The sequence below is a fragment of the Pelagerythrobacter marinus genome (assembly GCF_034375205.1).
In the GTDB taxonomy this organism is placed as follows: domain Bacteria; phylum Pseudomonadota; class Alphaproteobacteria; order Sphingomonadales; family Sphingomonadaceae; genus Pelagerythrobacter; species Pelagerythrobacter marinus.
On record NZ_CP139719.1, the window covers coordinates 1787101 to 1809621 of the forward strand.

Here is a 22521-nt window from a genome sequence, read left to right on the forward strand (position 1 = left end):
GGCGGCTAAATGCTCTTGCGGATCGGCGTGACGTTCATCTTCGCCCGGCGATCCTCGTTTGCGTCTTCGATCTTGCCCGCCGCGATCACGCTACGGACCTGAGCGGCCAGCTGGTCGGTAACCCGAGCGCCGATTGCCAGCGTCTCCAGCGTCTTTGCATCCCCGGGCTTCACCTGCCCCATTTTGGCGAGGTATTCCGCCTTGATCTTGTCCAGCAGGTCGAACAGGCCGCCTTCCTCGCGGGCGAACTCTTCGAACCGAAGCGAGCGGGCCTTCTTGTCCCCGCCCATGTTGCGACGGGCTTCCTCTACGGGCCAAACGTCGAAGCGATTGCAGAGCCACAGGATAAGGCGGACGGCGAGGTTACGGATCATTCTGCCAAGCTCCCACCGGGCCGGTTCTGCGACACGTTCGCGTCAGCAAACTCGCGCTTCAACTCCGCCTCAGCCGCCATGCGTTCACGCGCCAGCCTCAGTTCCTCAGCCGCCTTGTCCCGGGCCAGTTCGCTCTCCAGCGCCGCGCGTTCACGCATGACCTGCATGTCCATCGCGTGCTTCTGGCGCTGCGTTTCAATGTCAGCCTCAGTCTTCTGGCGCTGCAACAGCGCTTGCTCTTCAGCCTTCTGCCGCTGGAGCGCCGCGTCAGCCCCGGCTTTCTCGCGCTCAAGCTCAAGCTTGCCCTGCACCTCGATCACGTCAGCGTCGGGCTGCTGTTCCTTCGCCGCCATGCGCTGCTGAACCTCGGGGTCGGACGGGTCATACATGAAGTCCTCACCTTGCCCGACGCCGGTATCCCGCGCCATGCCGTCAAACCAGTTGAACGCATGTTCCGGCCCGGACAGTCCCTGCTCGATCGCAGCCTGAAGCGGCCCCAGCAGAGCGGTGCGCGCCATGATGCGCTTTTCCTTACTGCCGTTGCCCAGCCCCACGTTGACCCGGACGTTCATATCCTCAGGCCACTGCGACGGGTCCACGAGGCGATATTTGCCGTCCACCTTGATGCGGAACGGCTCCGCCTCGACACGCATCAGGCGATAGAGCTTGGCAAATGCGCGGGCCATCGCTTCCGCCAGATTGCGGGCGATGTATTCCTGCTGCGTCTCCGCCTTGCCTTCGCGACCGGCAAACTCAGTGGCAGTCTGATTATTGAGCGAATTTTCGTCCAGCGTCGGGGTCGAGCGGCCTACACCAGTGCGGCCTTCTTTCTCCCGGCTGACCCACTCCATCGCCTGGAGACTGTCGCCAATGTTGAAGTGCGTCTGTAGGTTCGTGACCCCGTTCGGCCCCTGTCCGCGCACCGGAGCGCCGGGGATCGGGTTCAGCAGGTCGTCAAGCGTCTCGTCGGTCGTCGCCGCCATGTCCACGTAAGGACGCGGCATGTTGGCGAAGGCCATCCCGTCGATCAGCTGGCGTGCAAAGTGCGAGCGCAGCAGCTGAAGATCCATAACCTTGTCGGCCAGAGAATAGCCGATAAGGCGGTGCTGGCGCGGAAACGGGCAGAAAACGCTAAACGGCTGCTCGTCAATCGTCTCAATCGACGGCTCGCCAGTCTCCGCGTCGATCAGGATTTCATTCTCGACCCGGTAGCACTTCACCAGTTCGGCAATGCCGTCGCCGTCCACGTCGATATGCGCGTATTCCTCGCACAGCAGCACTTCCTCAAGCGCTGGCGTCGATTCCTCGCGATTGTAGCTGTCGAGCTTGTTACTTTCGACCCGTTCGGTAAGCGCCTGCGTGTAGGACGGCAGGGAATAGACCTGATCGCGGTCGAACCCCATTTCCACCAGGTCCGAACGGGTCATCGGGCGGACATGCGCCTGATAATCCGCCGTGTCCTCGTGCGCTGCCGCAGGGCTGAAGCGATACTCGTCAGTTGGGACAGAATGGATCGTATAGCGCTTGATCGTGCGCTGCGTCTTCACCAGCGCCCGGCCCGAACCGTCCTCGTTTTCGCGGACGTCCTCGACCTCGCCTTCGATCATGCCAAGTTGCAACGGGTGAGCAAACTCGACCCACTGCCGCGATACCTTTTCGTCCTCTTCGCAGCTGACCTTGAAAATGCCGATCTTGCGCTGAAGGCCGTCCATGCCAGTGTCGTTCAGAACGCGATAGCCGTCCTGCTGGCGCATGAACACGTGTTCGATCGCAACGGTCGCATCATCCAGCGACTGCTCGTCATCCTCGTCAGTCGCTTCGAACTCAACCACTCGGTCGCCCGAGACGAACATCTTGAGGATAATCCCAAGCATCGCATCGCAGGTTTCCTGCACGTCGGGCAGGACGATCTGCGAACGCCCGTCGATCTCGTTACCGAAGGGCTGGGCCTCGTAATAACGAAACGCCTCTTCCTGAAGCTGCTCTATCTGGTCGTGATAGTCGTCGGCCGCCTCGTATTCGCGCTTGAGGATCGCCGCCAGGTCTTCAGGGCTGGTCGGTTCGTTCATACCATCGCCCTCTTCAGCTTGCTCAGATCCAGCGGCTTGCTTGCCTTCGGTTGCGGGCGAATGGCCGCGCTTTCGAACGACTTGTAACCGTGTGAGAACTCGTCATGCCGGGGCCGATCCTTGAACACGCCCAGCTTGTCGTCCCATTCCTTGCGATAGTTATCGAGACACTTGATGAGCCGGTCGCACCGCTCTTCGTCGATGTAGACGTTCGGGAAAAACGTCCGGCTCGCCTCAATACCGTCCTGTTCGGTGCGGATGCGCTTTAACGTGCGTATCGGCCTGATGCCGGCCTTTTCGGCCTCCTGCTTGCGGGTCGTCGCCTCCTTATTCAGGAGGTGAACTTCCACGTCATGCGGCATCCAGTGCTCGCTGTAGTCGTATCCTCGCTCGCGAAGAATGCGGGCATAGTGCCCGAAGCCCTCCCCGCTGTTCTCGTAATAGTCGATCGCGCGGCGCTCCATCCCGACATCCTGCCAGAATGTGATCGTCATGCTGTCGTCGTATCCCAAATCCCAAGTCGTATAGACCGGGGCGTCCAGTATCGGGATGCGGCAGATGCGCCCCTGCTTTCGCATCGTTGCCATCTGAGTGCTGAAATACGCACCCTCTACGCTTACCTCGAAAGCCTCCTTCGGCGTCGAAGGAAACTCCCGCTTCATGTCGTCGCCTTGCTGCTCGGCTTTCTTCACATACCAAGCGCGCTGCTCGTCATCGAGCGGCTCACCCTGCACCTCGATGACATACGGCTCGATCTTGTCGAAGTATGTCGCCATCTCACTCGTGATGACGACGCCCTCAGGGGCGAGACGATACTCCGGCGAGGTAAACCAAGGCGAGAAATGAAACTTGAAGTCCAGCGGGCTTAGTGACTCCCCGCTCTGCATCTTGTGCTCAGCTTTCTGGCACATGGCGTAAAAGTCGCCAGCCTGCCCCTCAGCCGTGCTTTCGACCGTTATGCTCTGTCCCGCCTGAACCGTGTTAAACGCGCCCGTGCGGACCTCTCGGGCCTTCTCAGGATATTTCGCACACAGCTTACCGTATTCGCTTACGTGCAGCCGCTGGAGCGTGCCAGAGCGCAGAGATGTGCCGACACGAATGCTCGATCCGTTGCCGAACTTCATGCTGTCAGCCGCGTCCTGCTCGGCAGGGACTAGCGACCGGAAGGCCTGCGGCAGATTGTCATATGCGAACTTGATCTTGTCTGCGAAGAACGCCTTCGCATCGTTCAGGTTGTGGGCGATGACGCCCGCCGAAGTGTTCGGAACGAACAGGCAGTCGTCCAGCATGTCGAGCTGGATTACGGTGGTGAAGCCCTTCTGCCGAGCCTTCAGCACCACGTCCATGCCGTGCCGCTCCTGGAGAAACCTCTCCTGGTCGGCGTTCATTCGGAAAGGGACAACCTTCCCGTCCTTACCCTTGATCTTGTAGAAACCGTCCCGAAGGCGCGAGAGCTTATCAGGCCACCGCTTCATCGCCTCCCTTAGGAGGTCTTGCGGCCCAGCCATTCGGCCAAATCCTCATCGACCGCGTGCGTGTGGTCTTGCTGGACCCGCGGACCGTAAACCTTCGGGCGAAGCTGGCCAGCAATCCACTTACGAGTGTCGATCCTCAGTTGGCTCCGCCGGATGGCCTCACCATTCTCTTTCCAGCCCGGAGCCTCGTCCTCTTTCCCGTAGCGGACCATCCAATCGTTGGTCGCGTCGTCGGCAATGTCCAGCGTCTCGTCGAACAACGTGTCGGCCTGAAGCTCACGCGCGCTCGCGTATTGCTGCCGAAACTCTTCGTCCTGCCTGAGCCAACGGTAAACCGTCGTCTGCCCCGGCATGTCGTCATCGCAGCAAATCTTACGCAGACTCTCGCCGTCAGAGATGCGGTCGAGTATCTTGTCCGCCAACTCTTGATCGTAGATCGTCGGGCGCGCCATCGTCTCTCGCTTTCCCCCGGCTCCGCTAGGCGGTGGGCCGGTGTGTATGCGGTGTGTATCAGTCGTCGAAATGGATGAACCCGATAGGGTCGTTCATCCGCATGATGTCGTTGCCGTCGCGGTCCAGCAGGCCCGTCCAGACAGGCTCGCTTTCCGTTACCTCGATATTGGTAATCAGGGGCGGCTCATACCAATCGCTGTCAGCCTTCTCGCGACGGGCGCGGGTGACGTAGCGAGCCATCGCCCTACCTCTCGAATATCTGCCCCGATCGCAGCGGCACCGTGTTCGCATCCCTGTGCGATACCTGACTTGACCGGTGGTGGATCGGGACGCGACCCGATTAGGGGCCGAATGCAAAAAGCCCCGCCGGTTAGGGCGAGGCTCTAAGGGGTTGCTGCGCGACCTCAACCTTGGGCACGGCATCCAGGGCTTATGGCGAGGACCAACTCAGGACCGCGCAGCAATTCGCAAATAGCTGCCGTGGGCATGTCGCCAATCCCAACGCTCTGCGCGGGCAACACGGCAATTAAGGTTGCTGCGGGCCTTCGGACCCGGGCCTGTCATCCGGGCCTTGTGGCGTAGGCGGCTCTATACGCCCGCAGCAATTCGTGAAACTCAGTCGCACCCCTTCCGGGCGCATCTCTGTATGATTGCGGACATGGCATATTTCGAGGCATGTGTCAACCTTTGTTCGTGGTCTAGGCGCACTTTGTTCCAAGCCGCTCGTGCATGGCGTCCACGTCCTCCTGGTCGATCTCCCGCATCGCCTTGCGGTAGATATCTGCCCACTTGTCCAGCGCCTGCCCAAGCAAACGCTGCGCTTTGGGCCAGCCCATGTTGTATCGGGAGGCAATGGCCTTCAGCCGGTGGTCGCGAAGCACCATGTCCACGATCATGCGGCGAGGCAGCGGGAGAGACTGCCGCCATTGCGTGTAAGCCCGCTCGGCGCGAACGTCATACAGGCTCTCGACCAGCTTATCCGATGCCGAACCCGAACAATCCACCCTCGCTTCCATGCTGGCGCACGATACCCCGGCTTCGCGCTCGATCCGCTCGGCAATGCGGGCGATCTGCAATGCCGCCCCGAACTGTTCGCTTGATAGGGAGCCACGGTCGTGCATCGCCTTCAGGGCAGAGCGTTGCTTGCGGTGATAGGTCCGCGCGCGTTCCTGCGTGGGGGCATAGCCTTCCACCAGCCCGCCCTGCCGCAGCGTCTCGGGGGTGACAATGCCCTCCCCCTGCCTGCGCTGCGTCTCTCGGGCGCGAGCGACACGGGAGCGCCACTGGAGATAGTTTTCGTCCCGGCGCTTGGCGAGCGGGTCTGTGCGCGTCTTTGCCATCCTATATGCCTCCCTTAACTACGGCCCGCGAGCCACCTCTGGATCTGTCTGCCAGTGCTTTAATCATAGCCCCGGCCCACCTTCACGCGGCGGGAGGGTGACGCCAGAAAACACGCGCCTGCTAATGCTGGAGAAGACCAGAACGAAGTGGTCGTATATCCAGTTCAAGGGGCCGGTTAGCGTCTCGGCCAACATGTCGAGCGGCCAATACATTGACCAGAACCACAGCCGCCCAGAGTGCTCGCTGGCAGTCGGCGGGAAGGATCGAGTGTCGAACTTATAAGCAAGCTCGCTATCTATTTTAGTGCGCGACATTTCCTTGTTATTCAACACGAAATCGCGTATTTTCCGCAGGAAGAAGAACCAACGAGCGGACGCCCATACCAGTGCAATCGCGATGTAGGCGCCCAAACCAATTGCGGCCGACTGGAGGTCGATTGATGGGAAATCCGAGAAGGCAAAGAGGAAGCCACCGAAAATCACTGTGCAGCCGATGGCGGTCCCAATTCGGTCACCTTCCGCGAAGCCTTTGAGAAACAACAGGGTCGCCAGAAGCGCCGCCGCGACGATAGTCCAGAAGACGATGCCTCCGAATGCAATCAGTTCGTAGATCATTTCACTTCTCCCTTAAGCCCTCTTGACCGCGATGATGTCCCAATCGTCTCCCGTGTCGCTCCAGCGAAGCTGCTCAGCGGTGTAGGTGTGCTTCTTATCCACGTATCCGCAGCGGAACTGGACGATGAGACGACGCTCGCCGGTGCGGGGCTTTCTCCCGCGTGTGGGGGTGAAGCCCGGTTCATGCTGCATCCGCCCGGCCTATGGTGACAGGGGAGGTCATGCCCGCGCGTCCGTAATCTGGTGGATCGTCGCGCCGGTAAGCTGCTTCGGCCGCTCGTAACCTTGCGAGGTCAGTTCGGCATCACGCCGACCGCGATAGAACGGGTTCGTGTAGGACTTCTCGCGCATCAGGTCCCGGCATTCGGCAACCGTGGGAAACCAGCGGCAGCGATCCAGCACCAGCTCGGTCAGGGCGCTCATTTCCGCCTCGGTCAGGCTCTGGCCGATCATGCGCCAGTAGCCTCGCGCCAGCAGTTCCCCGTCGATTTCGTCACCAGCCTTCTTCGGCAGCATCGCCTGCCACATCCGCAGGCACTTGAGGAAATGCGGATACCCGTTCGAGTTCTGCGTCGATTGCCCTTGCGAGTCCGCTACGCTTGTCAGGCCCTGTGCCGCTGCTTTTCCGAAAGTCGTTGCCATTGTTCGATTTCCCGTTTTCTCGTGGATCGTGTGCGCCGCCCCAGCCCTTGGCGACGATGCCTTCCAGCAGGCGGCCAGGCGGCCACTCGTCGTCCGCCATGGCCTCGACAGCCTCGACGAAGCGCTTGTGGGCAGTGGGGGTGTTCGCGAGGCGCTTGGCCTTGCGGTTCCGCTTGAGGTCCCGCCAAACGTTCGGATCTGCCCAGTCAGGGCAGGGAAAATCCTCGGCCTTACGCGTGCGCGTAGTGTTTTCCGGGTGGGTATGGGGGTGGGGGTTTGATTTATTTTCTTTGGGGGAGGGGGAAAGGGAGGGAGAAGCGTCACATCCGTCACTTTCCGTCACTTGTGACGCTTTGTTACGCTCCCTGTAGCGCTGTTGGCGAATAGCGCCCGCGCTGCGCGGCTTCGGTTCGGCGCGAATATCCGCCTCCATTTCCGCGATTGCAGCGCAGAGTTCCTCGCCAGTCACACCGGCGGCCATTAGATGGCGGACAGCAGTGGCGATCACGCTCATTAGGCCCACCCCCACTCGCTCAGGGTGTCCCGCACGTCCTCCAGGGAGCGGCACACAGCGTATTTCTGCCCCGCCCAGCCCGTCAGCCAGTCCTCGACCTCCATTTGCTTGTCAGTGGCGTATTCTCCCTCCAGCTTGACCTCGATGAAGCCAACGCGGTCAGGGCCGAACACGATCAGGTCGGGGAAACCGGGGGTCAGCCCGTCCCGTTTGAGGTTCGCCATTTGAATGGCGCGCTGCTTTGCATTGCCGGCAAGGGTCGCCCCGTTGGGAACGGCAACCGACTTGAAGCCGTGAAGCTGGAGATAGTGGCGAATGTCGCGCTGGAGGCGGGTTTCTTTCCTCATACCTGCCCCCTCGCCATCAGGTGGTCGTGCCTGCGAAGGGACTGCCCCACTACGGGGTTGCGCTCAGCGTAGATGTCCAGCTTACCGGCAACGTGGATGACCGTGCTGTGGTCGCGATCACCCAGCACTTTGCCTATCTGCGGATAGGACCAGCCTCGGGCACGCAGGATCGTGATGACGACCGCGCGGGCTTCCACCAGCTTGGCGCTGCGCCCGTTCCCGATGATCTCGCCGTGCGATACGCCGAAGTCCTCGGCAACGCTGTCCAGCAGGTCCCGGGCCACACCTAGCGGCCGGAAAACTATCGGGGGCAGCGGTGGCGGCGGCGGCTTCGACGGGGCGGGCGCATGGCCGGCCTTGTAAAGCGGCTCCATTCGCTCGGGATGCTCACGCCACAGCGCGGCCAGCAGTTCGGCACTGCCACGACAGATCCCGACGCGCTCGCGTTCCTCTTGTGTCAGGGGGGCGGTCATAGGCCGAGACTCTGGCCTTTGGCCTGAGCAGCGTGTTTTGTGCGATTGAGGAGGCGTCCCACCTGCGAATAGGACAGGCCCTCGCGGCGAGCGGCGATAAGGGCTGCGATCTCGCTTTCTTTCCAACCGTCCTGGCGATCGGGCATTTCGATGTAGCGATTATCCACCTTGCCGTGCGTATGCTCGCACCGGCCGTAGATTGCGCCGCAGCGAAAGCAGGTGCGACTGTCGCGAACGAGAACCTTCACAGCACCACACCCGCGATAATCAGGGCGATACCGATAGCGATAAGGGCCTTGGGGAAAGGATCGGGTTCGGATTCCCAGCCCGCCAGTTCAGCGCCGTTGGTGTCGTGCATGGTTAGACCTCCACCGGCTTGCGGTTCATGAGGTCGATGACTTCGCGGTCGAACTCGTCTGCCTTGGGAGGGGTGACCTTGCGGAAGCGACTTGCGTAATATCCCACAGCATTCGGGTGGTCGATCTCTTCGAACGTAAGCCCCAGCGAGTCGTATCCGAAAACAACGGTCGAAACCGTATAGACGCGGCCTTTCCTCGCTGGGTGCTGCCCCAGCGGGGAAGGCTTATCATCCACACACAGCGCCAAATCGCCTTTCTGCCAGTCCGCCATCACGCACGCCTCCGGGCGCGAGTGCCGAGCGAAACAAGGTGCGCACCGTGCTTCATCAGCCGGCTTCCGGTTTCGCGAAGCTGGACCGGGCAATCGTCGTCGAAGGTCCGGTCAGAGGCCATGCGAACGACCCTCGCGGTATCCTCGCTCGTATCTGCCGCAAGCTCGCCAGGATCGGGCTCAATGTCGGGCAGATCGTATGCCGATTGACCGATGAAGCCGATCCACTCGCTAGTGAGGTCTGCGCCGATGAAGCTGGCGATTGAGAACTTCTGAGCGATGTCGAGCGGGCGGTGGTCAGGGTGCCCGATGGGATAGCCCCGGTAGCAGTCTAGCGTCCTGCGATGGACACCAGCGCCCCTGACGATCTCTTCCGCGCTGTGGCGCTTGCCCCTCCCCACGAACATGCGCAGGGCGTTCCAGAAAGCGTTCTCAACTTGTTCGTGTGAAACGAGCGGGACTAATTCCGCTGAACCGTTGTCAGCCATCGGCTATCTCCGAATTATGGAAAGGATGGAGAAACGGCCCGGCGAGATCGTCACCATTGGGGTGGCGGCCGCTCGGGTCGTGCGTGAAATTGGCGAAAGTATCGGGTGCGATCTCGATCAGCGCACTGTGGCGGATAGCGTCAGCCCATGCGCCGCGAACGTCACCGTCATCGATGATTACAGGGGGCATTTATGCGGCCCTCTTGTTAAGGCTGAGAAGGTAATCGCCCCACTGAGCGGCCATCGCGTCGGCAATGCCTTGGAAGGTTCGGGAGCGTTCTTTCCAGCGGTTGGGGCCGGGGGGCATCTTGTGGACCCGGGCCTCCCTGCCCTCCACAATGTCCGTGGGTTTGAGGCGCGGCAGGTTGTTGAGCCACAGGCAGGTGCGCTTCACCTCGCCATGGCCAAACTGCCAGGGCTGGATGGTCTGGTCGGGCTTGCGGATGCGCGAGCTGATGATGCTGACCGGGTTTTCCAGCGCGATGTGCGGGATAGGTGCGCCAAGCAGGGTGCGAACGAAATCCAGTGCCTCGGCTTGTTCGGCCTGCTTATCCTTGAACCAGCGCGCCCCACTGACGGCCAGATGCGTGCAGGGAGGGAAGCAAACGAGCATGTCCCAGCCCTCGCCAAGCAGGGGAAGGCAGTCGCCCTGGATATGCCAGCGCGGGTCACCCTCGGTTGGCAGCAGGTCGCAAGACCACGCATCGAAACCACGTGCCCGGAAGGCGTCGCGGACGATTGCGGAATATTCGCAGGCGACGAGGATACGCACCTAAGCCCTCCCCGGCTCGGTAAAGAGCGCGATAATGAGGACTGCCGCGAGAATGATCGCAATGATGCTAAGACCGTCGAGGCCAGTCATTTAGAATGCCACCGCTACGGCGATCAGAATCCACCACGCTTTGCAGACGAGATGAATCGCTTGATCGGCGTTGAAGCTGATCCTGCCCCGGCATTTTGCGTCGTCGGTAAGCCAATGGGCCGCGAACTCTGCGAAAAAGAGCCACCAGACGCCCGTGATAGCCGCGACGAAGCCGCCATGAATGGCAGCATGGGCCGCGAGGGCCTGCCACCACGGCACGCCGGGGATAGGATTGTCGCGGTTCTTGGCTTTGGCGAGAAAATCGCCTTGCAAAGGATAGTCTGCGAGAGCGTGACCAGCGACAAGAGCCACGGCCATCATAGCGATATCGTTCATTCAGTCCTCCCGTTTGGGGTGGATGCCCGCCGCGATCACGTCGGGTATTTCGTGCAGGATCGGGGGAAGCGGCTTGTCGGGGGTCATGCGGCACCTCCGCCGGGGGCACTTGCTACACCCCCGGCTTCGGCTATCGTGCGAACCTGCGATGGTGACGCACGAAAGGGACCGACATGGACGCCACGAGTATCGAACTCAGCAAGATCAACTTCATTCTCGAAAACCTTGTGGCCACTTGGCTGCACCGGGTTTCCGACAATCCGATTGACGACTGCGAAGGGCTGGCCGAGGAAATGCACAGGCAATTTACCGCCCTCCCCGCGACAGTTTTCGGAGAGGAATTGTCGCCAGAGCAAACCCGACAAGCACAAGAAGCCGCAGGCCAAAGGATGGACCTTTTTTGGGCGGGTGTGCGCGAGCGTTTGCGATCCAGTTAGGGTCGAACCATTCGGGCGGGCGATTGCCGACGATATAAGGGTGGGTCATGCTGCTTTCTCCAGTTCGCTCACCAGCCCCTGCCGCTTGAACCACTTGTCGTTCTGGGCACGGCGGCGCTCGGTAATGAGTGCGTCGATTTCGGGGGTCAGCTCGAACCATTCGCCTTGGCGGCGATGCGCGGCGAACCGGCTATGAAGCGCCATTTCCTGCGCCCGACCGCCTCTCATGGTGGCTTCAATAACCAGCGGCATGGGGCAACCGCTTTGCAGGGTTTCCAGCCTGCGCTGCGGATTGCAGCTGTGGCCGATCTTGACCTGCCCGAGGGAGCGGCATGTCATGAAATAGACACTCATGCGGCCTCCCCCGGCGCGTGCACGAGAGATTCGGCCGTCACCCGACCACCAGACGCGGCAATGATCGCCCGCATCGTGTCTCGGGTGCAGTTCTGCTCACCCTTGCGGATGCGCCAGAGCGATACCTCGCTGACGCCCACAGATTTCGCGAACTCCGCCGCGCTGGGCGCGTTCGGGGCCTTGAGAAATTGATCCAGTGTCATGAGTTACGCACTTACACCGGATGTAAGTCCGGCGCAAGCGAAAACTTACACCCGGTGTCGTTCCCAGCGCTCGCTAATGGGCCGATACGGGAAGTCATGGGAAAGCATCGGTCCTACATCCGTCATTGGCGGAAGTTTCGCGCGCTTACGCAGCGTGAGGTGATCGAGCGTCTGGGCGAGATAAAGAACCGCGAAAACAGCCGCGAGAAATTCCCAACGACTGAGGCCAGCCTTTCCCGCGTTGAACAGGGAAGCCAAAACTTTAACATGGCTCTGCTCGCGGCACTGGCCGAGGTGTTTGAGGTAGAAGACCCGCGCGATCTTCTTGTGGTGAACCCCTTCGCGGGAACGCTAGGCGTTATGCGCGCGATAGAGGGTCTTACCCAGAGCCAGGCCGAGGCCGCGCTTAAGGTGATCGAGGCCATGCGGAGCGTCGAGCCAAAAGAGATAGAGCACGAGTTGGATTAGCCCACCACCATCGGACCCTAGCGCCCCGCTTCGGCGGGGTTTTTTGTGCGCGCCCTCCCGCGCTGATTCGAAGGGGTGGGAAAAAACTTACGCCTGATGTAAGATTTCACTTGACGGAACGCTTACACCCGGCGTAATAAACCTCTCAACAGGTGATGCACGGCATCACGATAGAGAGGTGAAGCATGGCAATCGCGCTACAGGAAGTTTTCGACCGCTGGGACAGCCCCGAAGGCCGCCCCTACAAGGGCAAGCTGATCGACTGGGATGCCTACGAGGCCGATCCCGACAACATCGGCTGCATGTGCGCGCAAGGGCAGGTTCTTGTGCTGGCTGGCGGTTGGACGCCGCAGAGCATCCGCGACATCGAAGATCAAGCCAAGGCCGACGCCGAAGTCGCCAAGCTGCTGAACATCAGTCGCGCTCATGCGGTCCTCCTTCGCAACATCAACGACAGGGCCGATGGCGCGCCCTCGGTGGTCCTGCGTGATCCCGGCAAGGTTCTCGGCGACCAGTGGAGCAAGCTGCTCGACTTCTGGTGGATGTTCCACAATTTCGACGGCAAGCGCTGGCGGGAAGTAGCCGCCGCATGGGACGCCGCAGGGGACGCCGCATGGGCCGCCGCAGGGGACGCCGCAGGGGGCGCCGCAGGGGCCGCCGCATGGGCCGCCGCAGGGGCCGCCGCAGGGGCCGCCGCATGGGACGCCGCAGGGGGCGCCGCATGGGACGCCGCAGGGGGCGCCGCAGGGGAAATTCAAGGCTTCGAACTGCTACGCCAGCGTGGACGCAAGCCTTTCCTTCTCCCCATGTTCGGCATCAACTCGCTGGACGACATTCCTCTGCGCCCGGCTGACTACGGCCTCGGTTTTGTTCCGGGGGAGGCGGCATGACCACTCCCAACGAAGAACGCGCAGGGCATACGCCGTGGTCGGTAAAACCGAAGTTCTACGGCGATGGCTTCCACATCATGTCCGCCCCGATTGGGGGGCGCACGTTCCGCCTATTCTCCAGCGACTGCGCATCCGAGGCGGACGCCTTGAAAGCCGCAGCCGCGCCGGAGCTGCTGAGGGAGCTTGATGGCTTCGTTCGCGACCTGACAGACTCTCTGCGCAATCGCGAGAACACGCTCACCATCAATCACGATGCATTGTGCGAGCGGATCCAGCGCGCTCTCGCCGTCATCGCCAAGGCACGGGGTGAAGTATGAACGCCCTCAGCACTATCGATCGCACCGTTCACGACGCTGACGCCCTTGCTCGCGCTGCACAGGCATATGCCGAGGCAGCCCGTAGCGATCCGCAGGACGCGAAGGCCACGACGATGTTTCTCCGCCTCGCCCTGTGTGAAGCGTTCGATGCTGTCGTGCCCGCCGGGGCGCTGGACGAAATGGACGATCTGCGCTGGCGGCTGAACATCGACGAGGAAGGCCACCCGCTGGACGGGGATGGCTTCCCGCTGGCGAGCTTCAACCCCTCTCGCATCCACCCGAACGATCTTTGCCAGAGCAAAGGGAGGCTGTGATGCCCCGCCGCTCCCACTACGAACGGCTGTGCGCCCGTCAGGACGACATATCGCGCATGTCCCTATCGGACCTGCACTACCGGATTGGCAAGGCCGTAGAGGACCGCCCCGGCGTCCTGCACATCCACGAGCGCACCAGCGACACGAACACCCGCGCTCTTGAGGGCATGGCCATTAGCACCCTGCCCACGATGGGCCGCCTTCAAGACATTGCCGATCAAGCCCGTGAAGAGATGGGCGAGGAGCGTTGGCAAGAACTCCAGGCGGAATGGCCGAAAGAGGAGGAATACCTGTGACCAGCCTTCGCATCCACACGTCCAGTAACCCGATGCAGCAGATCGGGCAGATACTTCCGCAGTCGAAAGATGATGCACTGTTTTTCAGGCTGAGGCGGGAGCGTGCCCGCGAAACCCTCTCCACATGGAAATCAATCAATAAGGAGAAAGACGATGGGCGCTGAGTCCAAGATCAAGGCTCCCGGGCCTGTCGTTTATCAACGCATCGCTGCCGTCCAGGGCGAACTGGCCCAGACCGGTATCGGCAAGGACAGCGAGAACACCTTCGACCGCTACAAGTTTCGCGGGATCGACGCGGTTTACAACGCACTCGGCCCCTTGCTCGCAAAGCACGGCCTCTGTGTTCTGCCGCGCATCATCGAGCGCGAGAGCGTCGAGCGGGTCAGCAAGAAGGGCGATCCGATGTTCTATGTCACCGTGACGGCGGAATTCGATTTCGTCGCTGCGGAGGACGGCAGCGTTCACACCATCCGCACCTATGGCGAGGCGATGGACCGCAGCGACAAGGCCACGAACAAGGCCATGTCCGCCGCCTACAAATACGCCGCATTCATGGCATTCGCAATCCCGACCGAAGGCGACAACGATGCCGACGCATCCACGCCCGAGGTCGCGGCGCGAGCGCAGCATGCGCGCAGGGTTGAGAGCCGCGAGGCCGGGCCAGACGGCATGCCCGACGCCGAGTTCGCCAAGCTCCAGCAGCTAATCAAGGCGACGCGCGCCGACACCGGGGCAATGCTCAAGCACTACCGCGTGAAGGACCTGCGTCAGCTTAACCAGCAGCAATATGGTGATGTCATCGGCAAGCTCAATGAGAAGCTGGCCGCGATGGCGAAGGCGGAAACCGACGCCAAAGCTTCGAAAGAGCCTGCGGACGAATTCGCAGATCTCGAAGATCAAATTCCCTACTAGGAGGACCGGACCAGTGATCTACAAATCAAGCAAGGGGCCGGTCGAAATCGCCGGGATGCCCCTGTCCTACGCGAAGAACGCGCTCAATAAGCTGCGCCGCACCGAACCGGAGCGCACAGCGGAAATCGACGCTCTCGACGCGCATGTGTCGAAGCTCGAAACCGAGGCGACCGAGGAAAAGCTGAACCCGCGCGCCCAGATCGGCGGCAACAATCCCCCGCCCGAAGAAGAAATCAAGCCGGAGTGGGAGGCGGTCAAGGTCCACATGGACGATCTGCTTACCGAAGCAGAGAATTGGGCGGATGGCGAGCCGATCTCGAAACAAGAACAAGCCGACAAGGTAAGTGACCTTCGCCGGATGCTCCAGGAAGCCGCCCGACTGGCGGACAAGGCGCGCGTTGCTGAGAAAAAGCCGTATGACGATGCGATAGCCGAGATTCAGGGGCGATACAACGAATACATCGCGCCCTTGAAGAACAAGAAGCCGGGCAGCGTAAGCAAGGCTGACCGCGCCCTCGCCAACCTCCTTACGCCTTGGCTCAACAAGCTGGACGAGGAAAAGCGCGAGCGCGAACGCAAGGCCAAAGAGGAAGCCGATGCCAAGCAGGCAGCCGCCCTTGCCGCTCGCGAGCAGGCGAAGAAGTCCGATGACCTGTCCGAAATGGACAAGGCTGACGACCTACTAGCCGCCGCAGAGGAAGCCGCCGCTACGCTTAAGGTTGTCGAGCGAGAGAAGCCGCAAGCCAAGGGCGCTTTTCGCGCGTCAGGTCTGCGCTCCGTTTGGACTGCCTCACTAAATGAAGGCGAGGGCGGCAAGGCCCTTGTTCACTACGCCAAGGCCCAACCCGACCGGGTGAAGGCTTTTCTCCAACAGCTAGCGGATGAGGACGTGCGCCGTGGCGTTCGTGAAATTCCTGGCTTCACGATCAACAAAACAAAGGTGGCAGCATAATGGCATCGCTCAATCAAGTCAGCCTGCTCGGCAATCTCTGTGCCGACGTGGAAACCCGTAGCTTCCAGAACGGTGGCAGCGTGGCCAACTTCCGCCTCGCGACAAACGAAAGCTGGAAGGACAAGAACACCGGCGAACGGAAGGAGCGCGTCGAATATCATTCGATAGCGATCTTCAACGAAGGCCTTGTTCGTGTCGCCAGCGAATATCTCCGCAAGGGCAGCAAGGTTTTCGTGCAGGGCAAGCTCCAAACGCGCAAGTGGCAGGACCAGCAGGGCAACGATCGGTATTCCACTGAGGTCGTTTTGCAGGGCTTCGATGCGAAGCTTGTGATGCTCGACGGTGCGCCCGGCGGCGGCAGCACATCCAACACCGGTGGCGACTGGCAACAGAACGCGCCTGCCGATGACCTCGACGACTCGATCCCATTTTAGGTGATTGAAAATGCCTGAGTTTTGGAAACCCGTGCCGAGCCTCCCCGGAGTCCTGGCGAGCACTGAGGGGCGTCTTTTACTGCCGCCTCGTCATGCACCGGTGCACCATGGTGGATACCGACTCTACACACCGAAGCCGGTGCGCGGGGTGGTCACTCGGGCCAACAAAGATGCGTCGCACAGCTATCGCGGCGTCTACTCCAGGTTCTTCGGCAACATAAAGGTCCACAGGGCGGTTTGCGAGGCCTTCCACGGCCCGAAGCCCTTCCCCGAAGCAGTCGTGATCCACCTGGACGAAAACGCTCACAACAATCGCCCAGAGAACCTCAAGTGGGGGACTCAAAAGGAGAACCTGAACATGCCTAAGTTCAAGGCCTACCTTCGCTCCCCAGAGCGGATGCAGAGGATCATGGCGGGCAAGAGGCGTGCAGCCGCTCAGCGAGACGATCAAGCAGCTTAGTTCCACAACGAGGGGCCGGGGCGGTGAAAGCCGTCCCGGTGGTTACCGATGACGAAACAGGGTTCAATGAGCGCTTCGGCTGACGCCGACCGGGCTGTCGTGAACGGAGCCAGCAAGGCCGTCTCCGCCCTTCGGGCTTCCATCCCTAGCGCGTGGCGAGCTTTCGCGACCTGGGTAGGGCCATTCGGCACCGCCATAGCGGGAATGTTCCTGCTGATGGCAGGTGTCGCCAACGACGAGCCGAATATCATCCTCTCGGTTTTCGGTGGCCTCGTCATACTGGGGGCGTTTGAGAATTATGCCGAACGCGCCAGAGTCAAAGAAAATGACCGTTGGGCGCAGTGTCTAGCCGATATGGTGATGAACGAGACGCGCACCGAAATTAACGTGGTGCATAAATTCAAGACCATCCGTCCCGAACTCGACGAGATTGTCCGCGCTGAAGTCGCGCAAGCGATCGAAGCCCGTAGGGCCGAGACGGGAACCGGCTCGGTTCACGAGGGCGCGGTCCGCCAGGATGCGCCCAAAGGAGGCCAGTAACATGCGCTTCCTAGACCTATTCCGCCGCCACCCTACCGCCAGTGAGATTGGCAAGCTGGGCAATGCTGTAAAGCGCGACCGGGAGCGGGAAGCGATCCGCGCACGGTGCGACGAGATACGCGAGCGGCTTGGCCTGGAACCGGCGAGGTGGCCGGAGTGACCTTCCAAGGCCCCCTCCCCAAGGTGCCGAAGCACGGGCGTATCAAGCCTAAGGCTGGTGCCAAGCCCACGCGGGCAGAACAGCGGCATATGGACCGGGTAGCGTCCCTGCCGTGCCTCGTTTCGGGCAAGCGCCCCGTCACCCTGCACCACGTTACCGGGTTTGCGTTTGCGATGGGCCGGTTTGCGCGGTCGCATCGCCTGATCGTGCCGCTCGCGCCTGAGTATCACCTGCACCAGCACGGCCCGAAAATGTCGGTCGAAGCGCTGGGGCACCGGGGGTTTTATCAGGAATGGGGGATCGACCTGCTGGCCGAGGCTGAGCGCCTGGAGGCCGAAAGCGTGGCGATGGGGATACTGCCGGAGAAAGAGAATGGGTGAGATCGCAACACAAGCTGCGGACCTTGAACGAGCCATTGCCGAGGCGGAAGAATTGTTCGTTGCGGCAGGCCAAGCGAAGGTTCGTGCGGAACGAGAAGATTACCGCCGGAAGCGGGTGCGCGCCACCCTATTCGTTAAATACAAGGCGGATGGGAACGCCGCTGGCGCGTCGGAACAGATGGCAGAGGCCGATCCGGTTTACGAGCTGGCGGTCAATGATTGGGAGGCTGCCGCGATGGAGGCCGAAACCCTGCGCGCCCAAGCCGAGGCAAAACGCATGAAGTTCGAAGCATGGCGCACGGCCAATGCGACGAAGCGCGCACAAATGAACCTGCGTTGATCGCGGAAGCGATGGCGCTGGCAGGATAAGGGGAAGTGAAGATGGGATATCAGCCTGACATTATGCTGTATCACGCGCATTGCGCAGACGGATTCGGCGCGGCGTGGGCCGCTTGGATGAAGTGGGGCGAGACGGTCGAGTATCGACCAGTCAGCTATGGGCAAGAAGCCCCTAACGACCTCGCCGGAAAGCACGTCCTGATTGGCGATTTTAGCTATAAACGCGATGCGATGAAGGCGCTCGGTCAGCAGGCCAGGTCGGTGATTGTTCTCGACCACCACCAGACCGCCGAGGCAGAGCTAGCGCCATGGACGTTTGAAGACGTGAGCGGCGACTTCTGGGCGGACGATGACCCAATGAAGGCGGTGCGCCACATCGACGATCATGTGGGTCAACCAATCGCCGCACAGTTCGATATGAACCGCTCTGGCGCTCGTATGGTGTGGGAATTCTGCCACGAACAACCCGCCCCGCGCCTTATAGAGCTTATCGAAGATCGCGATCTTTGGCGCTTCAACTTCGACGACACCAAGCCGTTCGGGCTATGGCTGCGCAGTGAACCCTTCGACTTTGAGCGTTGGGAAATTATTAATCAGGAGCTGATGGACGGTCGAGGCAGCGAGCGGCTTCTAGCCGAAGCTCGTGCTATGCAGAGGTTTTTCGATCAGAAGGTAAGCGAGATAGCCAGCCTGTCGCGCAAAGGGGAGATTGGCGGCCACACGGTCCCTCTCTGTAACTGCCCGCCTATGTTCGCCAGCGAGGTGGGGCACAAGTTGCTCGAAGACCATCCCGAAGCGCCCTTCGTCGCATGCTATTCTGACCAAGGAAAGTCGCGCGGCTTCTCACTTCGCTCCCGCGATGAACGTCTCGACGTGTCTGAGATTGCCCGCAAGTTTGGCGGCGGAGGGCATCGCAATGCGGCAGGCTTTGGAGTTCCGTTGGCATGACCCGCGATAGCGATGCCAGCTTGGCCGAAGACCGCGCAGCGGGCTGAGCCGCGAAGCCTGACAGCGCGGGCCGAAGGCATCGCCAAACCCCTGTAATCCAGTGAGTAGTAACCATGACACAAGCAGAGATAGCAGAACGTATCGAAGCACTTGAGGGGGCGGATGTCTCCTACGAGGTGTGGGAAGACGATCTACTGGTCGCCAGTAGCACCTGCCCGAAAGACGCGCTCCATTATCACGCCGTCTATTCCCAAGATGCAGCCGTGACGCTGAAAAAGGCGATCACCGTCCGAACCCGCTGGGAGCCTTCCCAGGAGGCCCACAATGGATAAGACCATCGCAGAACGTATCAAACTGTGGATCGGCAATGCCAGATACAGACTGGGAATGTTCATTTTGGGCGGACGCGATCTGCAGGGGCGGCGTGGAGTTTTCATTGGTGAGGAGGGGGCAATCATTACGTGGCCCGATGGTGTTTCAGGGGTCCACATATTCGGAGCGGACGTAGGACTAGAATTCAGAGAAGGCGGGCCGCCCAGAACAGTATTCGCCCCGAGAGGTCACCTCCTTAACAACACGGGAGAGGATAGGTGACAGCTCGCCGCCGCCTAGTGCCCAACGCCGAAGTCAAGCGCGTGCTCGACACCTTGCGCGAGTGCGGGGTGCAGATAGGCGCGGTTGACATTCGTGCGGATGGGGTGACTGTCTACCCCCCGGAACAATCCCCGGGGAACGACTATGACCTATGGAAGGCGCAAGAGGCGCGTCGTGCATAAGCTGCACATCGTGCGAAAGCGCCGCAAGGCCGGTTTCCGCTACTACGTCTATGCGTGGCGGGGCGGCCCCCGGATCCATACGCAGGACATCGACGAACCTGTGATCGACACGGCCCTGTTGGACAAGGCGGCCAAGGCTCGCGCGCAGGCCGCGAACGGGTGGGAGCGCACGTTCGACGCGATCATTGACGACTACCGTCACAGCCCTGCTTTCGAGCGTTTGGCGGACTCCACAAAGCGCGACTATCGCCGGTGGCTTGACCGGATCTCCGAACGATTCGGAGCTTGTCGTATCGGGGCATTCGAAGACCGCCGAATGCGAAAAGACATTATCAATTGGCGCAACACGTGGGCGCATCAGCCGCGATCCGCAGATAAGGCGGCGGTGACCATGGCAACCCTGTTGGGGTGGGCTGTCGATCAAAGCGACCTGAGCATAAACGTCGCCGCCCGCATTCCCACGCTGCACCGGGTGAACAAGGCGGACCAGATATGGGAGCGGCGGCACATGCGGGCCATGACCCGCGCCCCTGCCCACCTAAGGAACGCGTTGAAGATGGCGGGCCTGACAGGTCTTCGCCTTGGCGACCTCGTGCGCCTGGATTGGTCGCAAGTCGGCCCCACCGCCATCATCGTCGAGCAAACGCGCAAGCGCAAGAGCCGCGCGGTCATCCCTATTCTGCCCGAGACGCGCAAATTGCTGGATAAGCTGGAGGGCCGCGAAGGTCCGATCCTGCGAAATAGCCGCGGCGAACCGTGGACCGACAGCGGCCTCGGAAGCGTGTTCCAAAAGAGCAAGCCCGCATGGTTTGACAGGACGATCCACGACCTTCGTGGCACCTTTGCCACCCGCCTGATCATGGCCGGACTGACCGACGATCAAGCGGCCTACATCATGGGCTGGACTGCCAAGCGAGTGGGCGCGATTCGAGCGCGCTACGTGGACGAGGAGCGGGTGATTATCTCACTTGCGGAGAGGCTGTCGGCATGAAAGGTTTACGTTCGATTGTAAACCATTCGGAACACCGCAAATGCGAGTGTCAGCAATGTGCTGTTTTCGTGGCGAAAACTGGTAGCGGAGGAGGGACTCGAACCCCCGACACGCGGATTATGATTCCGCTGCTCTAACCACCTGAGCTACTCCGCCCCATCGGGCTTGCCGGCCGCGGAGCGAGCTCGGCGTGGCCCCGCCGCAGCGGGGACAGGCGGGGCATTTAGGGCCGGGGCCGCGCCGGGTCAACCTCGCTTTTTGCCCCGGAACACCCACCGTTGCACCGGGGCCCAGGGGCCGCCTTCGTAACGGTGTAGCACGAGTCCGGCGAAGCGAAAATCGCGCGGCACGACCTCGGCCGCGAGGCGCGCCTGGAGCTCGCGCGCCTCGCGGGCCGGAACCTTGTTCTGCACGGTAACGTGGAGGCGCGGCACCTGCTGGTCCTGCATGCTCAGCAAGCCGTGGAACTGGTCGGCCAGGTCGTCGCGCAGATCGAGCATCTCCGGGCTGGCTATGCCAAGGGCGGTTCCCCCGCCCAGCGGCATGACGCCTTCGAGGCGCGCCGCGACCGGCGGTGTCTGTCCCGCGGCGGCTGCCAGGCGGCTGCGGATCTCCGGTTCGCTGCCCGGCGGCAGCGCGTGGAACAGGGTCACGTGCGCTTCGAGGAAATTGCGCTCGGGCGGGAAATGCATCGTCCGCAGGCGTGTCGCCCAGCGGTGGAGATCGGCCGGCAGCTCGGCCGTGACGATCAGCGCGCCGCTCACATCTCTCCGCGCTCGCGGCGCAGTTGAAACCACTTGTCGACCGCGTCCTGGTGCGCGGCATAGTCGGCGTTGAACACGTGCCCACCGGTGCCGTCGGCAACCATGTAGAGCGCGTCGGTTTCGGCCGGGTCGAGCACGGCGGCAATACTTTCGCGGCCCGGGTTGGTGATCGGCCCCTTGGGCAGCCCGGCCATCGAATAGGTGTTGTAATCGTTGACCGCGGCGATTTCCGACTGGCGAATGCGGCGCCCCAGCGGTTTGCCCCGGGTGATCGGATAGATGATCGTCGGGTCCGCCTGGAGATACATCCCCTGTTTCAGCCGGTTCGAATAGAGGCCGGCGACCATTCGCCTTTCGCTGGGCAGCGCGGTTTCCTTCTCGACGATCGAGGCGAGGACGACCGCTTCCTCCACGCTGTCGACCGCGATGTCGGCCGCGCGTCTCGGCCATGCCTCGGCCAGGTAACTGCGCATGGCGGCCTGCATCCGCGCGAGCACGGCGGTGCGCGCCTCCCCCCGCTCGAAGTCGTAGGTGTCGGGCAGGACCGAACCTTCCTCCGGCACCGGGATCTCCCCGGTCAGGAGAGGCTCCGCCATCAGCTTCTCGTGCACCAGGACCGACGGCGTGCCTTCGGGGATCGTGATGAAGCGCCGGATCACGTCGCCGTGCTGGAACGTCTCGAGAATGCCGCCCAGGCCGATTCCGGCCGGCAGCATGAACTCCCCGGCCTGGATCGGGTCCGACCCGCCGATCAGCTTGGCCCGCAGCAGGAAACCGTCGGCCGAAGAGATCAGCCCTTCGTCTTCCAGCTTGTGCGCGACCGCCGTCAGCGTCGAGCCCGAAGGCACGATGAAGGCCGTGTCCCGCTCCACCTCGGCCGAACCGAACGCGAAGCGGGCGCCGACAACCACCGCCAGCAGCGCAAGGGCGCCGAGCACCCCGATCGCCAGCCAGCCCTTGCGGCGCAT

39 protein-coding genes and 1 tRNA gene are annotated in these 22521 nt (G+C 61.7%); 18 read left to right on the forward strand and 22 right to left on the reverse strand.

Annotated features, from left to right (window positions below; all coding sequences use genetic code 11):
* Positions 1–5 precede the first annotated feature (5 nt).
* The 17 genes from T8T98_RS08625 to T8T98_RS08705 form a co-directional block, all read right to left on the reverse strand.
* On the reverse strand, positions 6–374 hold the full coding sequence (locus T8T98_RS08625; RefSeq protein ID WP_322295558.1) for a hypothetical protein: 369 nt from the start codon (positions 372–374) through the stop codon (positions 6–8).
* Positions 371–2443 (reverse strand): portal protein, encoded by a 2073-nt coding sequence (locus tag T8T98_RS08630; protein ID WP_322295559.1) that lies wholly within the window; start codon positions 2441–2443, stop codon positions 371–373. Before T8T98_RS08630 ends, T8T98_RS08625 begins: the two co-directional genes overlap by 4 nt.
* The gene (locus T8T98_RS08635; protein ID WP_322295560.1) at positions 2440–3831 is read right to left on the reverse strand and encodes a hypothetical protein; all 1392 of its coding nucleotides are present in this window, start codon (positions 3829–3831) and stop codon (positions 2440–2442) included. The genes T8T98_RS08630 and T8T98_RS08635 overlap by 4 nt, the downstream gene beginning before the upstream one ends.
* 95 nt (positions 3832–3926) lie before the next feature.
* Positions 3927–4370: a terminase small subunit-like protein gene (locus tag T8T98_RS08640; RefSeq protein ID WP_322295561.1), complete on the reverse strand. Its 444-nt coding sequence runs from the start codon at positions 4368–4370 to the stop codon at positions 3927–3929.
* A 58-nt stretch (positions 4371–4428) separates the two neighbouring features.
* Complete coding sequence (locus tag T8T98_RS08645; protein WP_322295562.1) at positions 4429–4611, reverse strand: hypothetical protein; 183 nt, start codon at positions 4609–4611, stop codon at positions 4429–4431.
* Between the two features lie 458 nt (positions 4612–5069).
* Positions 5070–5711, reverse strand: coding sequence for a hypothetical protein (locus tag T8T98_RS08650; RefSeq protein WP_322295563.1), 642 nt, complete (start codon positions 5709–5711; stop codon positions 5070–5072).
* A gap of 63 nt (positions 5712–5774) precedes the next feature.
* On the reverse strand, positions 5775–6326 hold the full coding sequence (locus T8T98_RS08655; RefSeq protein ID WP_322295564.1) for a hypothetical protein: 552 nt from the start codon (positions 6324–6326) through the stop codon (positions 5775–5777).
* A gap of 219 nt (positions 6327–6545) precedes the next feature.
* Positions 6546–6842 carry a hypothetical protein gene (locus T8T98_RS08660; RefSeq protein ID WP_322295565.1) on the reverse strand — a complete coding sequence of 99 codons (297 nt, stop codon included), beginning with the start codon at positions 6840–6842 and terminating at the stop codon, positions 6546–6548.
* A complete protein-coding gene (locus T8T98_RS08665) occupies positions 6820–7482 on the reverse strand; it encodes a hypothetical protein (protein ID WP_322295566.1) in 663 nt (220 codons plus the stop codon). Before T8T98_RS08665 ends, T8T98_RS08660 begins: the two co-directional genes overlap by 23 nt.
* Positions 7482–7829 carry a VRR-NUC domain-containing protein gene (locus tag T8T98_RS08670; protein WP_322295567.1) on the reverse strand — a complete coding sequence of 116 codons (348 nt, stop codon included), beginning with the start codon at positions 7827–7829 and terminating at the stop codon, positions 7482–7484. Before T8T98_RS08670 ends, T8T98_RS08665 begins: the two co-directional genes overlap by 1 nt.
* On the reverse strand, positions 7826–8302 hold the full coding sequence (locus T8T98_RS08675; protein WP_322295568.1) for a helix-turn-helix domain-containing protein: 477 nt from the start codon (positions 8300–8302) through the stop codon (positions 7826–7828). Before T8T98_RS08675 ends, T8T98_RS08670 begins: the two co-directional genes overlap by 4 nt.
* Entirely contained in the window at positions 8299–8550 is a 252-nt protein-coding gene (locus tag T8T98_RS08680) for a hypothetical protein (protein ID WP_322295569.1), read from the reverse strand. Before T8T98_RS08680 ends, T8T98_RS08675 begins: the two co-directional genes overlap by 4 nt.
* A 112-nt stretch (positions 8551–8662) precedes the next feature.
* Positions 8663–8932: a hypothetical protein gene (locus T8T98_RS08685; RefSeq protein WP_322295570.1), complete on the reverse strand. Its 270-nt coding sequence runs from the start codon at positions 8930–8932 to the stop codon at positions 8663–8665.
* Positions 8932–9420 carry a hypothetical protein gene (locus T8T98_RS08690; protein WP_322295571.1) on the reverse strand — a complete coding sequence of 163 codons (489 nt, stop codon included), beginning with the start codon at positions 9418–9420 and terminating at the stop codon, positions 8932–8934. The genes T8T98_RS08685 and T8T98_RS08690 overlap by 1 nt, the downstream gene beginning before the upstream one ends.
* Positions 9413–9610 (reverse strand): hypothetical protein, encoded by a 198-nt coding sequence (locus T8T98_RS08695; RefSeq protein WP_322295572.1) that lies wholly within the window; start codon positions 9608–9610, stop codon positions 9413–9415. Before T8T98_RS08695 ends, T8T98_RS08690 begins: the two co-directional genes overlap by 8 nt.
* Positions 9611–10192: a hypothetical protein gene (locus T8T98_RS08700; RefSeq protein WP_322295573.1), complete on the reverse strand. Its 582-nt coding sequence runs from the start codon at positions 10190–10192 to the stop codon at positions 9611–9613.
* 90 nt (positions 10193–10282) lie between these two features.
* Positions 10283–10618: a DUF3307 domain-containing protein gene (locus T8T98_RS08705; RefSeq protein ID WP_322295574.1), complete on the reverse strand. Its 336-nt coding sequence runs from the start codon at positions 10616–10618 to the stop codon at positions 10283–10285.
* Positions 10619–10791: 173 nt separating this feature from the next.
* On the opposite strand from T8T98_RS08705, the gene T8T98_RS08710 reads away from it, so the two are divergent.
* Positions 10792–11055 carry a hypothetical protein gene (locus T8T98_RS08710; RefSeq protein WP_160732394.1) on the forward strand — a complete coding sequence of 88 codons (264 nt, stop codon included), beginning with the start codon at positions 10792–10794 and terminating at the stop codon, positions 11053–11055.
* 45 nt (positions 11056–11100) lie between these two features.
* Here T8T98_RS08710 and T8T98_RS08715 read toward each other — a convergent pair whose 3' ends face one another.
* Both T8T98_RS08715 and T8T98_RS08720 read right to left on the reverse strand, forming a co-directional pair.
* Complete coding sequence (locus tag T8T98_RS08715) at positions 11101–11409, reverse strand: GIY-YIG nuclease family protein (protein WP_322295575.1); 309 nt, start codon at positions 11407–11409, stop codon at positions 11101–11103.
* The gene (locus T8T98_RS08720; RefSeq protein ID WP_322295576.1) at positions 11406–11612 is read right to left on the reverse strand and encodes a hypothetical protein; all 207 of its coding nucleotides are present in this window, start codon (positions 11610–11612) and stop codon (positions 11406–11408) included. The genes T8T98_RS08715 and T8T98_RS08720 overlap by 4 nt, the downstream gene beginning before the upstream one ends.
* A 96-nt stretch (positions 11613–11708) precedes the next feature.
* On the opposite strand from T8T98_RS08720, the gene T8T98_RS08725 reads away from it, so the two are divergent.
* The 17 genes from T8T98_RS08725 (at position 11709) to T8T98_RS08800 (ending at position 20789) form a co-directional block, all read left to right on the forward strand.
* Positions 11709–12080: a helix-turn-helix domain-containing protein gene (locus tag T8T98_RS08725; RefSeq protein WP_322295577.1), complete on the forward strand. Its 372-nt coding sequence runs from the start codon at positions 11709–11711 to the stop codon at positions 12078–12080.
* 185 nt (positions 12081–12265) lie between these two features.
* The gene (locus tag T8T98_RS08730) at positions 12266–12970 is read left to right on the forward strand and encodes a hypothetical protein (protein WP_322295578.1); all 705 of its coding nucleotides are present in this window, start codon (positions 12266–12268) and stop codon (positions 12968–12970) included.
* Positions 12967–13287, forward strand: coding sequence for a hypothetical protein (locus tag T8T98_RS08735; protein WP_322295579.1), 321 nt, complete (start codon positions 12967–12969; stop codon positions 13285–13287). The genes T8T98_RS08730 and T8T98_RS08735 overlap by 4 nt, the downstream gene beginning before the upstream one ends.
* Complete coding sequence (locus T8T98_RS08740) at positions 13284–13601, forward strand: hypothetical protein (RefSeq protein ID WP_322295580.1); 318 nt, start codon at positions 13284–13286, stop codon at positions 13599–13601. Before T8T98_RS08735 ends, T8T98_RS08740 begins: the two co-directional genes overlap by 4 nt.
* Entirely contained in the window at positions 13601–13897 is a 297-nt protein-coding gene (locus T8T98_RS08745) for a hypothetical protein (RefSeq protein ID WP_322295581.1), read from the forward strand. The genes T8T98_RS08740 and T8T98_RS08745 overlap by 1 nt, the downstream gene beginning before the upstream one ends.
* Positions 13894–14061: a hypothetical protein gene (locus T8T98_RS08750; RefSeq protein ID WP_322295582.1), complete on the forward strand. Its 168-nt coding sequence runs from the start codon at positions 13894–13896 to the stop codon at positions 14059–14061. The genes T8T98_RS08745 and T8T98_RS08750 overlap by 4 nt, the downstream gene beginning before the upstream one ends.
* Positions 14051–14809 carry an ERF family protein gene (locus tag T8T98_RS08755; protein WP_322295583.1) on the forward strand — a complete coding sequence of 253 codons (759 nt, stop codon included), beginning with the start codon at positions 14051–14053 and terminating at the stop codon, positions 14807–14809. Before T8T98_RS08750 ends, T8T98_RS08755 begins: the two co-directional genes overlap by 11 nt.
* Before the next feature lie 13 nt (positions 14810–14822).
* Complete coding sequence (locus tag T8T98_RS08760; RefSeq protein ID WP_322295584.1) at positions 14823–15761, forward strand: hypothetical protein; 939 nt, start codon at positions 14823–14825, stop codon at positions 15759–15761.
* A complete protein-coding gene (gene ssb, locus T8T98_RS08765; protein WP_407675019.1) occupies positions 15761–16195 on the forward strand; it encodes a single-stranded DNA-binding protein in 435 nt (144 codons plus the stop codon). The genes T8T98_RS08760 and ssb overlap by 1 nt, the downstream gene beginning before the upstream one ends.
* A 10-nt stretch (positions 16196–16205) precedes the next feature.
* The gene (locus tag T8T98_RS16340) at positions 16206–16655 is read left to right on the forward strand and encodes an HNH endonuclease signature motif containing protein (RefSeq protein WP_407675120.1); all 450 of its coding nucleotides are present in this window, start codon (positions 16206–16208) and stop codon (positions 16653–16655) included.
* A 204-nt stretch (positions 16656–16859) separates the two neighbouring features.
* Complete coding sequence (locus tag T8T98_RS08770; protein WP_322295585.1) at positions 16860–17195, forward strand: hypothetical protein; 336 nt, start codon at positions 16860–16862, stop codon at positions 17193–17195.
* A 147-nt stretch (positions 17196–17342) separates the two neighbouring features.
* The gene (locus T8T98_RS08775) at positions 17343–17735 is read left to right on the forward strand and encodes a hypothetical protein (protein WP_322295586.1); all 393 of its coding nucleotides are present in this window, start codon (positions 17343–17345) and stop codon (positions 17733–17735) included.
* Complete coding sequence (locus T8T98_RS08780) at positions 17728–18075, forward strand: hypothetical protein (RefSeq protein ID WP_322295587.1); 348 nt, start codon at positions 17728–17730, stop codon at positions 18073–18075. The genes T8T98_RS08775 and T8T98_RS08780 overlap by 8 nt, the downstream gene beginning before the upstream one ends.
* Before the next feature lie 41 nt (positions 18076–18116).
* Positions 18117–19022 carry a DHHA1 domain-containing protein gene (locus T8T98_RS08785; RefSeq protein WP_322295588.1) on the forward strand — a complete coding sequence of 302 codons (906 nt, stop codon included), beginning with the start codon at positions 18117–18119 and terminating at the stop codon, positions 19020–19022.
* A 113-nt stretch (positions 19023–19135) separates the two neighbouring features.
* On the forward strand, positions 19136–19354 hold the full coding sequence (locus T8T98_RS08790) for a hypothetical protein (RefSeq protein ID WP_322295589.1): 219 nt from the start codon (positions 19136–19138) through the stop codon (positions 19352–19354).
* A complete protein-coding gene (locus tag T8T98_RS08795) occupies positions 19347–19616 on the forward strand; it encodes a hypothetical protein (RefSeq protein ID WP_322295590.1) in 270 nt (89 codons plus the stop codon). The genes T8T98_RS08790 and T8T98_RS08795 overlap by 8 nt, the downstream gene beginning before the upstream one ends.
* A 174-nt stretch (positions 19617–19790) precedes the next feature.
* Positions 19791–20789: a tyrosine-type recombinase/integrase gene (locus T8T98_RS08800; RefSeq protein WP_322295591.1), complete on the forward strand. Its 999-nt coding sequence runs from the start codon at positions 19791–19793 to the stop codon at positions 20787–20789.
* A 79-nt stretch (positions 20790–20868) separates the two neighbouring features.
* Here the strand turns inward: T8T98_RS08800 and T8T98_RS08805 are convergent.
* The 3 genes from T8T98_RS08805 to mltG form a co-directional block, all read right to left on the reverse strand.
* Positions 20869–20945, reverse strand: a tRNA-Met gene (locus T8T98_RS08805).
* An 89-nt stretch (positions 20946–21034) separates the two neighbouring features.
* Positions 21035–21553, reverse strand: coding sequence for a 2'-5' RNA ligase family protein (locus T8T98_RS08810; RefSeq protein ID WP_251105471.1), 519 nt, complete (start codon positions 21551–21553; stop codon positions 21035–21037).
* Positions 21550–22521, reverse strand: coding sequence for an endolytic transglycosylase MltG (gene mltG, locus T8T98_RS08815; protein ID WP_251105470.1), 972 nt, complete (start codon positions 22519–22521; stop codon positions 21550–21552). The genes T8T98_RS08810 and mltG overlap by 4 nt, the downstream gene beginning before the upstream one ends.

Coding starts and splice junctions, on each gene's coding strand:
- T8T98_RS08730 (WP_322295578.1), top strand. CDS start 12,266: ATGGCAATCGCGCTACAGGAAGTTTTCGACCGCTGGGACAGCCCCGAA.
- T8T98_RS08675 (WP_322295568.1), bottom strand. CDS start 8,302: ATGACCGCCCCCCTGACACAAGAGGAACGCGAGCGCGTCGGGATCTGT.
- T8T98_RS08690 (WP_322295571.1), bottom strand. CDS start 9,420: ATGGCTGACAACGGTTCAGCGGAATTAGTCCCGCTCGTTTCACACGAA.
- T8T98_RS08695 (WP_322295572.1), bottom strand. CDS start 9,610: ATGCCCCCTGTAATCATCGATGACGGTGACGTTCGCGGCGCATGGGCT.
- T8T98_RS08790 (WP_322295589.1), top strand. CDS start 19,136: ATGACACAAGCAGAGATAGCAGAACGTATCGAAGCACTTGAGGGGGCG.
- T8T98_RS08710 (WP_160732394.1), top strand. CDS start 10,792: ATGGACGCCACGAGTATCGAACTCAGCAAGATCAACTTCATTCTCGAA.
- T8T98_RS08755 (WP_322295583.1), top strand. CDS start 14,051: ATGGGCGCTGAGTCCAAGATCAAGGCTCCCGGGCCTGTCGTTTATCAA.
- T8T98_RS08670 (WP_322295567.1), bottom strand. CDS start 7,829: ATGAGGAAAGAAACCCGCCTCCAGCGCGACATTCGCCACTATCTCCAG.
- T8T98_RS16340 (WP_407675120.1), top strand. CDS start 16,206: ATGCCTGAGTTTTGGAAACCCGTGCCGAGCCTCCCCGGAGTCCTGGCG.
- T8T98_RS08785 (WP_322295588.1), top strand. CDS start 18,117: ATGGGATATCAGCCTGACATTATGCTGTATCACGCGCATTGCGCAGAC.
- T8T98_RS08745 (WP_322295581.1), top strand. CDS start 13,601: ATGCCCCGCCGCTCCCACTACGAACGGCTGTGCGCCCGTCAGGACGAC.
- T8T98_RS08635 (WP_322295560.1), bottom strand. CDS start 3,831: ATGAACGCCGACCAGGAGAGGTTTCTCCAGGAGCGGCACGGCATGGAC.
- T8T98_RS08705 (WP_322295574.1), bottom strand. CDS start 10,618: ATGAACGATATCGCTATGATGGCCGTGGCTCTTGTCGCTGGTCACGCT.
- T8T98_RS08685 (WP_322295570.1), bottom strand. CDS start 8,932: ATGGCGGACTGGCAGAAAGGCGATTTGGCGCTGTGTGTGGATGATAAG.
- T8T98_RS08740 (WP_322295580.1), top strand. CDS start 13,284: ATGAACGCCCTCAGCACTATCGATCGCACCGTTCACGACGCTGACGCC.
- T8T98_RS08640 (WP_322295561.1), bottom strand. CDS start 4,370: ATGGCGCGCCCGACGATCTACGATCAAGAGTTGGCGGACAAGATACTC.
- T8T98_RS08645 (WP_322295562.1), bottom strand. CDS start 4,611: ATGGCTCGCTACGTCACCCGCGCCCGTCGCGAGAAGGCTGACAGCGAT.
- T8T98_RS08630 (WP_322295559.1), bottom strand. CDS start 2,443: ATGAACGAACCGACCAGCCCTGAAGACCTGGCGGCGATCCTCAAGCGC.
- T8T98_RS08665 (WP_322295566.1), bottom strand. CDS start 7,482: ATGAGCGTGATCGCCACTGCTGTCCGCCATCTAATGGCCGCCGGTGTG.
- T8T98_RS08625 (WP_322295558.1), bottom strand. CDS start 374: ATGATCCGTAACCTCGCCGTCCGCCTTATCCTGTGGCTCTGCAATCGC.
- T8T98_RS08650 (WP_322295563.1), bottom strand. CDS start 5,711: ATGGCAAAGACGCGCACAGACCCGCTCGCCAAGCGCCGGGACGAAAAC.
- T8T98_RS08725 (WP_322295577.1), top strand. CDS start 11,709: ATGGGAAAGCATCGGTCCTACATCCGTCATTGGCGGAAGTTTCGCGCG.
- T8T98_RS08795 (WP_322295590.1), top strand. CDS start 19,347: ATGGATAAGACCATCGCAGAACGTATCAAACTGTGGATCGGCAATGCC.
- T8T98_RS08780 (WP_322295587.1), top strand. CDS start 17,728: ATGGGTGAGATCGCAACACAAGCTGCGGACCTTGAACGAGCCATTGCC.
- T8T98_RS08735 (WP_322295579.1), top strand. CDS start 12,967: ATGACCACTCCCAACGAAGAACGCGCAGGGCATACGCCGTGGTCGGTA.
- T8T98_RS08655 (WP_322295564.1), bottom strand. CDS start 6,326: ATGATCTACGAACTGATTGCATTCGGAGGCATCGTCTTCTGGACTATC.
- mltG (WP_251105470.1), bottom strand. CDS start 22,521: ATGCGCCGCAAGGGCTGGCTGGCGATCGGGGTGCTCGGCGCCCTTGCG.
- ssb (WP_407675019.1), top strand. CDS start 15,761: ATGGCATCGCTCAATCAAGTCAGCCTGCTCGGCAATCTCTGTGCCGAC.
- T8T98_RS08720 (WP_322295576.1), bottom strand. CDS start 11,612: ATGACACTGGATCAATTTCTCAAGGCCCCGAACGCGCCCAGCGCGGCG.
- T8T98_RS08715 (WP_322295575.1), bottom strand. CDS start 11,409: ATGAGTGTCTATTTCATGACATGCCGCTCCCTCGGGCAGGTCAAGATC.
- T8T98_RS08660 (WP_322295565.1), bottom strand. CDS start 6,842: ATGCTGCCGAAGAAGGCTGGTGACGAAATCGACGGGGAACTGCTGGCG.
- T8T98_RS08770 (WP_322295585.1), top strand. CDS start 16,860: ATGTTCCTGCTGATGGCAGGTGTCGCCAACGACGAGCCGAATATCATC.